The sequence below is a fragment of the Heyndrickxia acidiproducens DSM 23148 genome (assembly GCF_000374345.1).
Classification (GTDB): Bacteria; Bacillota; Bacilli; order Bacillales; family Bacillaceae_C; genus Weizmannia; species Weizmannia acidiproducens.
Genome location: NZ_KB893976.1, coordinates 34794 through 48608, shown reverse-complemented (window position 1 = coordinate 48608; position 13815 = coordinate 34794). Strand labels below are relative to the sequence as shown.

Annotated in this window: 15 protein-coding genes; all 15 read right to left on the bottom strand. The window is 46.7% G+C overall.

All coding sequences use genetic code 11. The features are described from left to right. Positions 1–70 precede the first annotated feature (70 nt). The 15 genes from trmD to fapR all read right to left on the bottom strand — a co-directional run bounded on the left by trmD (position 71) and on the right by fapR (position 13763). Entirely contained in the window at positions 71–811 is a 741-nt protein-coding gene (gene trmD, locus C232_RS0100240) for a tRNA (guanosine(37)-N1)-methyltransferase TrmD (RefSeq protein WP_018660040.1), read from the bottom strand. After that, the gene (gene rimM, locus C232_RS0100235) at positions 808–1326 is read right to left on the bottom strand and encodes a ribosome maturation factor RimM (protein ID WP_018660039.1); all 519 of its coding nucleotides are present in this window, start codon (positions 1324–1326) and stop codon (positions 808–810) included. The genes trmD and rimM overlap by 4 nt, the downstream gene beginning before the upstream one ends. Positions 1327–1330: 4 nt before the next feature. After that, positions 1331–1723: a YlqD family protein gene (locus C232_RS0100230; protein WP_018660038.1), complete on the bottom strand. Its 393-nt coding sequence runs from the start codon at positions 1721–1723 to the stop codon at positions 1331–1333. A gap of 181 nt (positions 1724–1904) precedes the next feature. Continuing rightward, positions 1905–2138, bottom strand: coding sequence for a KH domain-containing protein (locus C232_RS0100225; RefSeq protein WP_026314415.1), 234 nt, complete (start codon positions 2136–2138; stop codon positions 1905–1907). 11 nt (positions 2139–2149) lie between these two features. After that, positions 2150–2422 (bottom strand): 30S ribosomal protein S16, encoded by a 273-nt coding sequence (gene rpsP / locus C232_RS0100220; RefSeq protein WP_018660036.1) that lies wholly within the window; start codon positions 2420–2422, stop codon positions 2150–2152. 95 nt (positions 2423–2517) lie between these two features. Beyond that, positions 2518–3861 carry a signal recognition particle protein gene (ffh, locus tag C232_RS0100215; RefSeq protein ID WP_018660035.1) on the bottom strand — a complete coding sequence of 448 codons (1344 nt, stop codon included), beginning with the start codon at positions 3859–3861 and terminating at the stop codon, positions 2518–2520. Positions 3862–3872: 11 nt separating this feature from the next. After that, entirely contained in the window at positions 3873–4199 is a 327-nt protein-coding gene (locus tag C232_RS0100210) for a putative DNA-binding protein (RefSeq protein ID WP_018660034.1), read from the bottom strand. Positions 4200–4313: 114 nt separating this feature from the next. Beyond that, positions 4314–5306, bottom strand: coding sequence for a signal recognition particle-docking protein FtsY (gene ftsY / locus C232_RS0100205; protein WP_018660033.1), 993 nt, complete (start codon positions 5304–5306; stop codon positions 4314–4316). A 26-nt stretch (positions 5307–5332) separates the two neighbouring features. Beyond that, entirely contained in the window at positions 5333–8908 is a 3576-nt protein-coding gene (smc, locus tag C232_RS0100200; protein ID WP_018660032.1) for a chromosome segregation protein SMC, read from the bottom strand. Between the two features lie 31 nt (positions 8909–8939). Continuing rightward, a complete protein-coding gene (rnc, locus tag C232_RS0100195) occupies positions 8940–9677 on the bottom strand; it encodes a ribonuclease III (RefSeq protein WP_018660031.1) in 738 nt (245 codons plus the stop codon). Between the two features lie 259 nt (positions 9678–9936). Beyond that, the gene (locus C232_RS0100190) at positions 9937–10170 is read right to left on the bottom strand and encodes an acyl carrier protein (RefSeq protein ID WP_018660030.1); all 234 of its coding nucleotides are present in this window, start codon (positions 10168–10170) and stop codon (positions 9937–9939) included. Between the two features lie 227 nt (positions 10171–10397). After that, positions 10398–11144, bottom strand: a complete 747-nt coding sequence (gene fabG, locus C232_RS0100185) for a 3-oxoacyl-[acyl-carrier-protein] reductase (RefSeq protein WP_018660029.1) — start codon at positions 11142–11144, stop codon at positions 10398–10400. 24 nt (positions 11145–11168) lie between these two features. Continuing rightward, a complete protein-coding gene (gene fabD / locus C232_RS0100180) occupies positions 11169–12110 on the bottom strand; it encodes an ACP S-malonyltransferase (protein WP_018660028.1) in 942 nt (313 codons plus the stop codon). Between the two features lie 16 nt (positions 12111–12126). After that, entirely contained in the window at positions 12127–13119 is a 993-nt protein-coding gene (gene plsX / locus C232_RS0100175) for a phosphate acyltransferase PlsX (RefSeq protein ID WP_018660027.1), read from the bottom strand. Between the two features lie 68 nt (positions 13120–13187). Next, positions 13188–13763, bottom strand: a complete 576-nt coding sequence (gene fapR / locus C232_RS0100170; protein WP_018660026.1) for a transcription factor FapR — start codon at positions 13761–13763, stop codon at positions 13188–13190. Positions 13764–13815: the final 52 nt, after the last annotated feature.

Below are 13815 nucleotides of genomic sequence, written 5' to 3'. Positions count from 1 at the left end.
GTTTTGCGGCAGCCTGCATCAGCAAGCCACAAGTGAAATCATAGCATAAAAGCAGTCCGAATGCAACTCCTTAACTGCGGCCTTCTTCCCATTCTTTGAGCCAGGTTTTTTGCTGGTCTGTAAGCGGATAATGGCGGAGTAAATCTTTTCTTCTCCTATACGTCCGGTAGAGCGATTCTTTATCGCGCCATTTTCGAATCAATTCATGGTTCCCGGATAACAGGACATCGGGGACTTTCATCCCGCGAAAATTTGCCGGCCTGGTGTATTGCGGGTGCTCCAGCAGGCCTGTGGAAAATGAATCGGTAACAGGGGAAGCCTCATTGCCAAGGACGCCCGGCAGAAGGCGTACAATGCTGTCAATGACCACCATTGCGCCCAGCTCCCCGCCTGTCAGCACATAATCGCCAATTGAAATTTCATCTGTGATGAGATGTTCACGGATTCTTTCATCATAGCCCTCATAATGTCCGCAAATGAAAACAAGATGGTCTTCTTTTGAGAGTTCTTCTGCTTTTTTTTGCGAATAGGTTTCACCCTGGGGGCAGAGCAGTATGATCCGCGGTTTTTTTCCCCGATTGTTTTGAAGCAGGTCTTCCACTGCATCAAAAATTGGCTGCGGCTTTAACACCATGCCGGCGCCGCCCCCGTACGGATAGTCGTCAACTGTGTTATGCTTGTTATCACTGTAGTCGCGGAAATTGATGACATTGTAGCGGGCAATTCCTTTTTCTTCAGCTTTTTTTAAGATTGACGAACCGAGGACGCCGTCAAACATTTCCGGAAACAAACTCAAAATATCGATTTTCATGACAGCAGCCCTTCCATCGGTTCAATCACGATTCTTTTTCCGGACACATCAATGTCCTTCACGATCTCCCCGATATAAGGAATCAAATATTCTTTCCTGTCATCTGTGCGGACGACCCAGACATCATTTGCCCCCGGGGTCAAGATTTCTGTTACCGTACCGATTTTCCCGCCGTCTGCCGTGAAGACTGTACAGCCGATGATTTCATGGAAATAATATTCATTTTCGCCTAAACGGCTTAATTGCGCCTCTGATATTTTTAAAATGCCTTCTTTCCATGGTTCAACCGCTTCAATGGAGTCAAAGCCTTCAAAGCTTAACAGGTCAAACTGCTTGTGGCTGCGGTAACTTTTGATGCGCACCTTTAACGGTTCGTTTTCACCCGGGAGGAACAGATAAAGGCTATTGCCCGGCTGGTAGCGTTCTTCCTTGAAATCCGTCATTGAAATCACTTTGACCTCGCCCCGGATTCCGTGTGTATTGATGATTTTTCCGACATTAAACCATTGTGTCATTTTCTCACCTCTCGCGTATTTCTAAGATGATCCCATCTTTCACAATGATGGTTTTTTCCTTTGAAACTGAATTCCAATCATCGCCTTCCCGGATTTCAACGATGGCCTGAATTTCCTTTTCTTTTAATTCCGTGCCAATCGGAAGCAGTTCCAATTGTTCCATCTGAAAATCGACCAGTTTAATTTTTTCCTGGCGATTATTTATTTCTTTCTCAAAATGCATTTTTAAACTCGTGCCCGCGAACTTTTTTGCTTTTTCCAGTTTTTTTGATTCAAACCGCAGCTGGTCACATTCTTTTTGCAGCTGGAGTTTGCTTTCGTAGTACTTTTGCTGCAGCGCTTGCTTACTCGTTTCGGTAAGGATTTGTTTGACTGTGACATTTTGAAGGATTTTCACGATTCCCCGCCCCCTTTAACAGCCAAGTTTTGTGTATCAAGCAGTTGGCCGCGAAGGTTTATGTAAACGTTTGATATTTTAGCATCCGCCGGCTCAACCGTTTAAAAAGATAATATGTAAAAAGGGAGGTTGGCCCTCCCTTCTTTGATGTTAAAATTCAGGCCGTTTCCTTAGCCTGTTTTTAATCGGCAATCTGCAAATGGATTTTCTTATGTTCATGTACTCCGGCTGCTGCATAGACAACCGTACGGATGGCTTTAGCAACACGCCCTTTTTTCCCAATCACCTTGCCGATGTCTTCCTGGCGGACAAATAGCCGGTACGTGATTTCCGCATCGCCTTCTTCCCGTTCCACCCGGACATCTTCAGGATGGTCAACAATGGGCTTTACAATCGCTAAAATGAATTCATCCATGGCTGCCACGATTATTTGCTGTATTTTGCGTTATGGAATTTTTCCATAATACCTTGTTTTGAGAACAAGTTGCGGACAGTATCAGACGGTTGCGCGCCGTTTTGCATCCATTTCAATGCTAATTCTTCATCGATTTTTACTTCAGCCGGGTTCAGAACCGGATTGTAAGTACCTACTGTATCAATGAAACGTCCATCACGAGGTGAACGGGAATCTGCAACCACGATACGATAAAAAGGAGTTTTTTTAGCTCCTATACGTTTTAAACGAATTTTTACTGCCATCTTAAAATAGCACCTCCGATAATGTTTATCACAAGATAAAATGATACCAAAAAAACAGCGTGGTGTAAAGTCTTTTTTCTTAACACCTTATTTTTTTACATAAAAGGGAATTTGAGGCCTCTTTTTTTGCCTTTTTGCGTGAAGCCCTGCATTTGCTTCATCATTTTTTTCATTTCCTCAAATTGTTTCAAAAGCCGGTTGACTTCCTGGACAGGGCGGCCCGAACCTTTGGCAATCCGCTTTTTTCTGCCGGCGTTGATGATTTCGGGATGCGTTTTTTCCTTCTTTGTCATCGACTGGATGATTGCTTCGACATGGGTAATCTGCTTTTCATCAATTTGCAGATTGTCCATCCCTTTGATCTTATTCGCGCCCGGAATCATTTTCAGAAGGTCACCAAGCGGGCCCATTTTGCGGACCTGGCCGAGCTGATCCAAAAAGTCGTCAAACGTAAACGACATATCCCGCATTTTCTTTTCGAGTTCACGTGCTTTTTCTTCGTCAACATTTTCCTGGGCTTTTTCAATAAGCGAAAGGATATCGCCCATGCCGAGGATGCGTGAGGCCATTCTTTCCGGATGAAACGATTCAAGGGCATCCATTTTTTCGCCCATCCCGACAAATTTAATGGGCTTCTCCGTTACTGCACGGATGGACAAAGCCGCCCCGCCGCGTGTATCACCGTCAAGCTTTGTCAGCACAACACCGGTAATTCCGAGCTGTTCATTAAAGCTTTGCGCGACATTCACGGCATCCTGGCCGGTCATGGCATCAACGACAAGGAAAATCTCATCCGGGTGTGCCAATTCCTTGATTTCCTTTAATTCATTCATCAGCTCACCGTCAATATGGAGGCGGCCGGCTGTATCAATCAGCACATAATCATAATGCTCATCCTTCGCCTTTTGGATGGCTTCTTCGGCGATTTTTACCGGGCTGACCTGGTCGCCGAGCGAAAACACCGGCATGCTGAGCTGTTTGCCGAGTGTTTGCAGCTGTTTGATTGCAGCCGGCCGGTAGATGTCGGCAGCCACCAGCAATGGTTTGCGGTTATATTTTTTTCGCAGCAGATTGGCCAGTTTTCCGGTAGTTGTTGTTTTCCCGGCCCCTTGCAACCCGGCCATCATAATAACAGTCGGCGGGCGTTTAGCCACGGCAATCTGGCTTTGCTCCCCGCCCATCAGATTGGTCAGTTCTTCCTGAACGATTTTGATGACCTGCTGCCCGGGTGTTAAGCTTTTCAGCACATCCTGTCCGACAGCCCGTTCGCTTACTTTTTTCACAAAATTCTTTACGACTTTAAAGTTAACGTCCGCTTCAAGAAGCGCGAGCCGGACTTCCCGCATCATCTCTTTTACATCGCTTTCTGAGACTTTCCCTTTGCCGCGGATTTTTTGCATCGTGCTTTGCAAACGGTCAGAGAGTCCTTCAAACGCCATATGTTCGCCCCCTATTCCAGTTTTTCAAGTGCTTCAAGCAAGTGGAGCAGTTCTGAATCAGCATGCTGCTCCAGTAATTTTCGCATTGATTTAAAAATCTGTGCACGTGCCTGGAATTTCTGCAGCAGCTGCAGCTTTTTCTCGTATTCTTCCAGCATTTGTTCCGTGCGTTTAATATTATCGTAAACAGCTTGGCGGCTGACCCCGTATTCTGCGGCAATCTCGCCAAGCGAAAAATCATCCAAATAATAGAGGGACATGTAGCTGCGCTGTTTCGGAGTCAGCAACGACTGGTAAAAATCGTATAAGTAGTTCATTCTCGTTGTTTTCTCCAGCATATTCGCCGCCCCCTGTTAAGTGAAACACCTTTACATATTGTTAGGATACAAAGGTTCCGGGCGTTTGTCAATGGATATGATAAAGGCGTGCGCCACACCCATACTTACAAGTGCTTACGCTTCTTCTGTTTCTTCAATCAGCTCCGAAAACAGCCCGTATACATATTTTTCTGCATCAAAGGCCTGCAAATCATCCATTTTTTCTCCAAGCCCGACATATTTAACAGGGATATGGAGTTCGTTGCGGATTGCAAGCACAATGCCGCCTTTTGCCGTCCCGTCCAATTTTGTCAGCACGATGCCGGTCACATTGGTTGCTTCTTTGAAGGTTTTCGCCTGGATCATCGCATTCTGCCCGGTCGTTGCATCAAGCACAAGGAGTACTTCATGAGGCGCGCCCGGGACTTCCCTTTCAATCACGCGTTTGACTTTTTCCAGTTCCTTCATTAGATTAACCTTGTTTTGCAGGCGCCCGGCGGTATCGCACAGCAATATGTCCGCTTTCCGTGCTTTTGCAGCCTGGATGGCATCGTACATGACCGCGGCCGGATCAGAACCTTCCGCATGTTTGATGACTTCCACGCCAACCCTGTTTCCCCACACTTCGAGCTGCTCAATTGCCCCGGCGCGGAAGGTATCGCCCGCGGCCATCATCACTTTCCTGCCCTCTTCTTTCAAAGCGTAAGCGAGTTTCCCGATGGTCGTCGTTTTGCCAACGCCATTGACGCCGACAAACAGGATAACCGTCAGCCCGCCGTCTTTTATATTCAATGTATTCGGTACATCCCCGCCTTCTGAATAGATTTCTACCAGCTTCTCGGAGATCACTGGCTGGACTTCAGATGGTTCCTGGATATTTTTTCTCTTGACTTCCATTTTAAGTTCTTCAATTAATTCCATTACGGTTTGAAAACCGACATCGGCCTGAATCAGAATTTCTTCCAGTTCTTCAAAAAAATCTTCATCAATTTTACGGTACCGTGCCACAAGATTATTGACTTTATTTGTAAAATTGTCCCTTGTTTTGGCCAGCCCGCTTTTAAATTTATCTGTCACAGAATCGGAAGAATGGGTAATTTTCTCTTTTAATTTTTTAAAGAAACTCATATCGACACTTCCTTCATTGCTTAATCTTAAGAGGAAACCTGGCCCACCAGGTCCGCGGATTCTTCAAGTTTCACAGATACGAGCTTGGATACGCCCGATTCCTGCATGGTAACGCCGTAGAGAACATCCGCTTCTTCCATTGTCCCTTTACGGTGGGTAATGACAATAAACTGGGTTTCCCGGCTGAATTGTTTTAAATATTTGCTGAAGCGGTAGACATTGGCCTCATCCAGGGCTGCTTCCACTTCATCGAGGATGCAAAACGGGACAGGCCGTATGCGTAAAATCGCAAACAACAGCGCAATTGCGGTCAGGGCCCTTTCTCCTCCTGACAAAAGCCCAAGGTTTTGCAGCTTCTTCCCCGGCGGCTGGGCAACAATCTCCACGCCTGTATTTAATAAGTCTTTTGGATCGGTAAGCCTTAAATCCGCGCGGCCGCCGCCGAAAAGCTCCCTGAATATCGGCTCGAATTCATGGCGGATCGCTTTGAAGTTTGCATCAAAGCGCCGGATCATTTCTTCGTCCATTTCCAAAATAACTTGGCCAAGCGTATCTTTTGCTTCCAGCAGGTCGGATTCCTGTTCTTTTAAAAATTGGTAGCGTTCCGATACCCGGTCGTATTCTTCAATTGCACCGAGGTTGACGGTGCCGAGTTCATCGATTGCAAGTTTAATCAATTTCACCTTTTTGCGGGCCTCTTCAATTGATACTTGCAGCGGATATGCTTCTTTAGCCGCTTCATAGCTGAGCGTATATTCTTCGCGGAGCCGCCGGAGCCGGTTTTCAAGTTCAACTTCAAGCCGGTTTGCTTTTACTTCTTCATCCTGAATCGCAACAAGCAGCCCCTTCTGCCGGCGTTTCAGCTCTTTTAAGGCCAGTTCGGCATCTTCTATTTCTGCCTGCATCCTCAGTCTTTCTTCCCTGCGGATTGAGATAAAGGCCAGGGTATCATTTTTATCTCGTGCTTTTTGTTCTGCCGCCGCAATGAGTTCACTCTCAGAAGTATGGTGGTGGGTCTGTTCATCCATCAAAAAGCGGTACTGGTCCTCATAGCTTTCCTTTCGCTCCGACCATTCCTTTATACTTTGATTGAGTTTCTCCAATTCTTCACGGTTCCGCGCTGATTTTTCGGCTTCGACGGCCAGTTTTGCTTTTAAATCGCTCAGTTCGCCCTGAAGCTGGGTTTTTGTTGTCGTATCATCATTCTTCTTTAGCGAAAGGGCTTCAATTTCGGCCTCGAGCCTGCGGCAATCTTCCGTACGGCTGGCAAGCATGGCTTCAATTTCGGATATTCGTTTTGTAACGCTGCGGTTGTTTTCTTCTGCTTCCGATTTTTCCATATCATACACAAGCAAATGCTCATTCATATTTTTCTCAGCCAGCTCAAGCCTTTGCATTTCCGCCCTTGCGCCCTGTTCCTGAAGCCGCAGATCTTCCCCGCGTTTTCTCGCTTCTTCCAGTTCCTCTGCTTTTCTCTCCGCCTCGCTCTTCAGCGACTTCACATTCGCTTCCAGTTCCAGCGTTTTGGCTTCCATATCTGCGAGCTTTTCTTTTAGTGATTCAAGCTCGCCTTTTCTGCTTAACAATGATATGCCGCCTTGTTTCGATGCCCCGCCTGTCATTGCGCCGCCAGGATTCACGACATCGCCGTCCAGCGTTACAATGCGGTACCGGTAACTGAGCAGTTTGGCGAGTTTATTGGCGCCTTTTAAGTCACGGGCAATCACGACATTTCCGAGTAAATTCGATATAATCGTCCGGTAGCGCTCATCCGTATGAACGAGGCCGTCCGCAATGCCAATAAAAGCATCCTCGCTGCGGAGCGGATTCAACTGTGCAGCCGGAATCATTTTCGGCCTGATAATATTAAGCGGCAGAAATGTAGCACGGCCCGCTTTCCGCTGTTTTAAGAATTCAATTGCGCGCCTGCCGTGATGTTCCGTTTCCACAACAACATGCTGCATGGCTGCGCCCAAAGCCGTTTCAACCGCCTTTTCATAGGTTCCGGGCACCTGAATTAATTCGGCCACGGCGCCTTCAATCCCATCCAGTTCTTTCGTTCTGGCCTTCAGGACTGCACGGACACCCTGATAAAAGCCGGTATAATCCTCTTCCATTTCCTCCAATGTTTCTTTGCGCGATTTGGCTTTTTGCAAATATTGATAGGCTTTGTACAGATTGGATTCCTGCTTCTGGTAACGATTATTGGCCGCCTCGAGCTGCCTTTGCTTTTCCCGGAAGGCAGCCACTTCGTCTTCCAGCTTTTGTACAAGCTGATTGCATCGTGCATGTGCTTCCTTTTTCCGGGCGCGTATGGTTTTTCTTTCTTCCACATATTTTTGGTTATCACTGTCCAATTTTTGAATGCGGACAGCGGACTGCTTTAATTGCTGCTGTAAATAATTTCTTTCGTTTTTTCCGCTCGCCTGTTCATTCAAAAGTTCAATATAGTCGCTTTTTAACGACTCGATTTTTTCGTCAATATTGACATTGAACTGTGCAAGCAAGGCATGTTTATTTTTTACATTTTCTTTTAAGGCAGCCTCAGCACGCCGGTTCTCTTCCATTTCTTCAAGCAGCCTGTTCTTATTTTTGGAAAGCGCCGATAGCGTATCTGCGGCCTCTTTTATATTCCGCTCAAGCTGTGCTTTGTTCTGGGTGGCATTTTTTTTACGTTCTTTTAATACTTCTTTGCGCCCTTCAAGTTTTTCCAGCTCTTCAGTTGCTGCAAGCAAAACATTTTGCAGATCGCTGATTGATTCATCCAGCGCACCCAGCTGATTCTTTTTTTCTTCAAGGTGTGCTTCGCTTTTTTTGATTTCTGTGGCAAGCGCACCTTCCTGGTCTTGATGTTCCGCGAGCCAGGCGCTCAAGTTCTCCCATTTGCCATGCAATTCTTCTATTTCATGGACGGTGACCGCAATTTCGTAGTTTTTTAATGCTTCTTTTTGCTCCAGGTAATCCCTGGCGATTGAAGCCTGGATCCTGAGCGGGTCAATCCGGCCCTCCAGTTCGAAAATAATGTCGCTCACCCGGTTTAAATTTTCCTGTGTTTCGGTGAGCTTGGCTTCTGCTTTTTTCTTGCGTGTTTTATATTTTAAAACGCCCGCCGCCTCTTCAAAAATAGTCCGGCGTTCTTCGGCTTTGCTGTTTAAAATTTCTTCCACTTTTCCCTGGCTGATAATAGAAAACGCTTCTTTGCCAAGGCCGGAGTCCATAAACAGTTCGACGATATCCTTTCGGCGGCAGGCCTGTTTGTTGATGTAAAATTCGCTGTCACCCGAACGGTACACCCGCCTTGTAACGCTCACTTCCTGGTAATCAATTGGAAGCTTCCCGTCTTCATTTTCAAGTGTCAGGGTCACCTCGGCAAAATTCAGCGGTTTTCTCGTATCACTGCCGCCAAAAATAACATCTTCCATTTTGCCGCCCCGCAAAGATTTTGCCGACTGCTCCCCAAGTACCCAGCGGACCGCATCGATCACGTTGCTTTTGCCGCTTCCGTTTGGGCCGACAACTGCTGTGACGCCCGGGACAAACTCCACCGAAACTCTTTCTGCAAACGATTTAAATCCAATTAAGTCCAAACGCTTGAGAAACAATCACTTCCCCTCCATTCCTTGCATGAAAACATCAATGTTGCTGCTTTTTCTGCAAATTTTCCAAAGCCGTTTTGGCCGCATGCTGTTCTGCTTCTTTTTTTGAATGGCCTTTTCCGGTGCCAAGTTCCTTATGATTTAAAGAAACCCTTGAGACAAATTCACGGTCATGCGCCGGGCCGCGTTCATCCAAAATCGTATATTCCAGTACGCCGGAAGATACTTTTTGGATAAATTCCTGCAATTGGCTTTTGTAGTCTGTTGTACGGGAAAACATGCCATCCTGAATCTTTGGAAATACCACTTTTTCCAGCAAGGTGACGACCGTATCGATCCCTTTATCGAGGAAAAGTGCTCCGATAAAGGCTTCAAACACGTCAGCCAAAAGAGCAGGACGGGTTCTGCCGCCTGTCATTTCCTCGCCCTTTCCGAGCAGGAGAAATTCGCCAAACCGCAGTTCATTGGCAAAGAGTACGAGTGACGGTTCACAAACAACGGCTGCACGCAGTTTCGTCATCTCGCCTTCGTTCATCATTGGATAATGTTCGAACAGGTAATGCGAGACAGTCAGTTCGAGAACGGCATCACCCAAAAATTCGAGCCGTTCATTATCTTCATTTGGTTTTTGCCGGTGTTCATTTACATAAGAAGAATGGGTAAATGCCTGTTTCAGCAAGTCCTTGTTGTTAAAATGGATCTGCAGTTGATCCTGCAGCTTGCTTAAATTTTCATGCGCTGTTGCGTCATGGTCTGAGTTTGATTTTTTCATCATGGTTTACCACCTGTTATTCTTTTATTTGCGCGGATAAGTACCGCAAACTTAGTTTAAGTGTATATAAAAATGGAGCAGAGTGCAAAGGCGGTCCGAATTACTCAAACGGTCGTAAATGCGTAAAAATTTCTCTTTGCGCATTTACCATCGCTTTAGGCAGGGATGGGATGGATTGTCAGATGGCGCACGTATTCCGCCTGCAATCATAATGTGAAAAATGCCCCGCCGTGAATGTGCGGGACATTTTAAATCAAAACGACTACTGCTGATTTTGTATGTAATTTACAGCGTCACCCACTGTTACAATTTTTTCAGCGTCCTCGTCCGAAATTTCCATGCCAAATTCATCTTCCAGTTCCATTACCAATTCCACTACATCAAGAGAATCGGCACCAAGATCTTCTTTAAAAGAAGCATCAAGCGTAACTTTCGATTCTTCCACTCCAAGGCGGTCAACGACGATTTTTGTTACACGTTCTAACACGTCTGCCATGCGGTTCACCTCCCCTCAAGCCATTATAGAGGATTTTTAATAAATAATAAAGTGAAACTTCCATCAGTGGGGTTTCCCTTTATCCCCACTGATGGTTAGTTGAACCAATCGGACCTTTACGGGCAGTTTGATCTCCCACCTATCTTCGTCGTTCCTTAAATCTTGAGGTGGGAGTCTTACTGCCCGTTAAGAGTGGGATAAAGTGAAACTTCCATCAGTTGAGGGGTTTACATAATCATGCCGCCGTCAACATGGATGGTTTGCCCGGTGACATAATCAGCACTGTCACTGGCAAGGAATAAAGCAACTTTCGCCACATCTTGCGGATCGCCAAAACGGGCAAGCGGAATCTGGCCCAGCATTCCCTGCTTCAACTCCTCTGTCAGTTGTTCCGTCATATCGGTATGGATGAAACCGGGCGCAATGGCGTTCACATTAATTCCGCGGCCCGCAAGTTCACGGGCGGCCGTTTTCGTTAAACCAATAACGCCTGATTTGGCGGCGACATAATTGGCCTGCCCCGGATTCCCGCTGAGGGCAACGACCGATGAAATATTGATAATTTTCCCCTTCCGCTGTTTCATCATCGGGCGGGCAGCTGCTTTTGTACAGAGAAAAACGCCTTTCAAATTGGTATTGATGACAGCATCCCACTCGGCCTCTTTCATTCTCATTAATAGATTATCGCGGGTAATGCCGGCGTTATTCACCAAAATATCAATTTTCCCGAATCTGGCGAGGACTTCTTTGAACATTTCCTGAACTTCCGCTTCTTTTGAAACATCGGCTTTAATGGCGAGCGCTTCCGAACCATATTCGCGGACATCAGCAGCAACCTGTTCAGCTTTGTTGGCATTGCCGGCATAGTTGACAATGACATGCGCCCCGTTTTTGGCAAATTCAAGTGCAATTTCGCGGCCGATACCGCGCGAAGCACCTGTGACAAGCACGACCCTGTCTTTTACTTCTTCCATCACTTATCCCTCCTCTTATTTATTTCATGGCTGCTTTAAATCGCGGATAACCGCCTGGCATGTTTCCATATCCTGAACGGCATACGTTTTTACGCTGCGGTCTATTTTTTTGATTAATCCGGATAATACTTTTCCGGGCCCGACCTCGATAAATGTGCTAACGCCGAGATGAATCAGCTGATGGACTGATTCTTCCCATAATACCGGGGAGTAAAGCTGCTTCAGCAAGTGTTCCTTAATCTCTCCCGCTTTTTCAACCGGCATCGCATTGACATTGGCGATCACCGGGATTTTTGCATCCCCGATGGCCACTCCATCCAGGATTTTTTTAAATTTATTTGCTGCCGGCTCCATCAGTCTGGAGTGGAACGGCCCGCTTACCTGCAGCGGCAGCACCCGTTTTGCGCCTTTTTCCTTGGCAAGCGCCGCTGCTTTTTCAATGCCGGCTGCCGTTCCTGAAATGACAATCTGTCCGGGGCAGTTTAAATTGGCGAGCTGGACGGTTTCGCCGCTTTGTTCGATTTCTCCGGCAACAGCGGCAAGCGAATCCCTGTCCATCCCGAGTACAGCTGCCATTGCACCGGCGCCGTTCGGGAATGCTTCATCCATATACTCCCCGCGTTTGCGCACGGCATATACAGCATCTTCAAAAGAGACTGCACCGGCAGCAACAAGCGCCGAATATTCTCCTAAGCTGTGGCCGGCGGCATAATCCGCCTTGATGCCGGCTTCCTGCAATACTTGTAAAATCGCCGTGCTTACAGTCAGCAATGCCGGCTGTGCATTGGCCGTATGCGTCAGTTTTTCCTGCGGCCCTTTGCGGATCAAATCCGTTAACGAAAATCCTAATTTTTCATCTGCCCGGGCAAAAACGGCTGCTGCATTTTGATTTGCTTCAGCAACAGACTGCCCCATGCCGACTGTTTGTGACCCCTGTCCCGGAAAGACAAATGCAATTTTTCCCATTGATACTTCCTCCGTCCTACTTTGTTTCGTGCGGCTGGATGGCCGTTTTAATTTTTCCAATGACATCATGCTGCACCATCTCACGTGTCTGGCGCACCGCATTGAAAATCGCATTGGCATTTGAGGAGCCATGTGCTTTAATCACCGGTGCATTCAGCCCCATCAAACCGGAACCGCCGTATTCCGAATAATCCATCATATTTTTCAGCCCGGATAATTCAGGCTTTACCATGGCGGCGGCAATCTTTGTTTTCATATTTGTTAAAAATACTTTTTTGATCATGGAGAACAATGACCCTGCCGTACCTTCAATTGTTTTCAGAACCATATTTCCGGTAAATCCGTCTGTTACGACAACATCTGCCGGCCTTTGCAGCAAGGCGCGTGATTCGACGTTGCCAATAAAATTCAAGTCTGCTTCTTTAAGCATTTGAAACGTCTTTTTCGTTAAATCATTGCCCTTCTTTTCTTCTGTGCCGATATTAAGAAGCCCGATGCGCGGACTTTCAATGCCGCGGACTTTTTCGGCATATATCGAACCCATAATGGCAAATTGCAGTAAATGTTCAGGCTTTGCATCTGCATTCGCCCCCAAATCGAGCATTACAATGCCCTGCCCATCCATTGTCGGAATCACCGGAGCAAGCGCCGGCCTTTCAATGCCTTCAATCCTGCCGACGATAAACAGCCCGGCTGCCATTAAAGCACCGGTATTGCCGGCAGATAGGCAGGCATCTGCTTCTCCATTTTTTACTGCCTGCGCCATCAGCACCATCGAGGCGTTCTTTTTGCGGCGGACTGCACGCACAGGCTCATCCGTACCGGCGATCACTTCGTCTGTATGGACAATCCTGACGCGTCCGGATGGCTGTAAATATTGTTCGATCTGCTTTTGATCGCCGTACAGTATACATTCAATGTCCTCGTACGCTTTTACTGCCCGGTTGATCCCCAGTACAATCTCTTTTGGCGCAAAATCCCCGCCCATTGCATCTATTGCCAATTTCATCTATTGTCAGCCCCGCTTCTAAAAGTCTCTTTTAAAACCGAACTCGCTGCCAAAATCTTATGAATAGCTTAACCATCTTTACGTGCATGGTTTCGGTACATTTCAAATTCACCTTTAAAAACAAGCTCTTTTCCAACATAGCTTTGGACGAGTACGGTTGTCCTGTCTGTTTCTTTTCCTGTATCTAAAACGGCTGCTTTTGCGACGACACGGTCGCCTTCTTTTACCGACCGCAAAAACTGGATGTTTGCCTTTGCCGTTAAAGCCAGTTCTTCGTTAATGACAGCAACTGCAAGTGAATTCGCCTGCGCGAACAAATGGTGGCCGCGCGCAATCGAATTGCGTTTAAATACATGTTCCTTTTTCACATCAAAGATTGAGATCGCGCTTCTATCCAGTTCAATGTCAATAATTTCCCCGATGACTTCATCGATCGGCAAAGCTTTCACTTCATCAGCAAACCGCTTTTCCGCAACATTTTTAATCCTTTCCCGCAGTTCCGGAATCGATAATTCCAGCCTGTCAAGCCGGATCGTCTGGACGCTGACCCGGTAACGCTCTGCCAGTTCTTCATCCGTTATGAAAGGATTCTGTTGAATGGTTTCCTGTAAATGTTTCTGCCTGTCTTTTTTCTGCATTCTCATGAATCGAACCACCATCCAAAACTTAGGACTTGGTACTAATAGTAGTATATAG

Bases quoted from the DNA above. Each gene is read 5' to 3' on its own strand.
- C232_RS0100210 (WP_018660034.1), bottom strand. From the start codon at position 4,199: ATGCTGGAGAAAACAACGAGAATGAACTACTTATACGATTTTTACCAG.
- C232_RS0100225 (WP_026314415.1), bottom strand. From the start codon at position 2,138: ATGGATGAATTCATTTTAGCGATTGTAAAGCCCATTGTTGACCATCCT.
- fabD (WP_018660028.1), bottom strand. From the start codon at position 12,110: ATGGGAAAAATTGCATTTGTCTTTCCGGGACAGGGGTCACAAACAGTC.
- ffh (WP_018660035.1), bottom strand. From the start codon at position 3,861: ATGGCGTTTGAAGGACTCTCTGACCGTTTGCAAAGCACGATGCAAAAA.
- fapR (WP_018660026.1), bottom strand. From the start codon at position 13,763: ATGAGAATGCAGAAAAAAGACAGGCAGAAACATTTACAGGAAACCATT.
- trmD (WP_018660040.1), bottom strand. From the start codon at position 811: ATGAAAATCGATATTTTGAGTTTGTTTCCGGAAATGTTTGACGGCGTC.
- fabG (WP_018660029.1), bottom strand. From the start codon at position 11,144: ATGGAAGAAGTAAAAGACAGGGTCGTGCTTGTCACAGGTGCTTCGCGC.
- C232_RS0100190 (WP_018660030.1), bottom strand. From the start codon at position 10,170: ATGGCAGACGTGTTAGAACGTGTAACAAAAATCGTCGTTGACCGCCTT.
- ftsY (WP_018660033.1), bottom strand. From the start codon at position 5,306: ATGAGTTTCTTTAAAAAATTAAAAGAGAAAATTACCCATTCTTCCGAT.
- rnc (WP_018660031.1), bottom strand. From the start codon at position 9,677: ATGATGAAAAAATCAAACTCAGACCATGACGCAACAGCGCATGAAAAT.
- rpsP (WP_018660036.1), bottom strand. From the start codon at position 2,422: ATGGCAGTAAAAATTCGTTTAAAACGTATAGGAGCTAAAAAAACTCCT.
- plsX (WP_018660027.1), bottom strand. From the start codon at position 13,119: ATGAAATTGGCAATAGATGCAATGGGCGGGGATTTTGCGCCAAAAGAG.
- rimM (WP_018660039.1), bottom strand. From the start codon at position 1,326: ATGACACAATGGTTTAATGTCGGAAAAATCATCAATACACACGGAATC.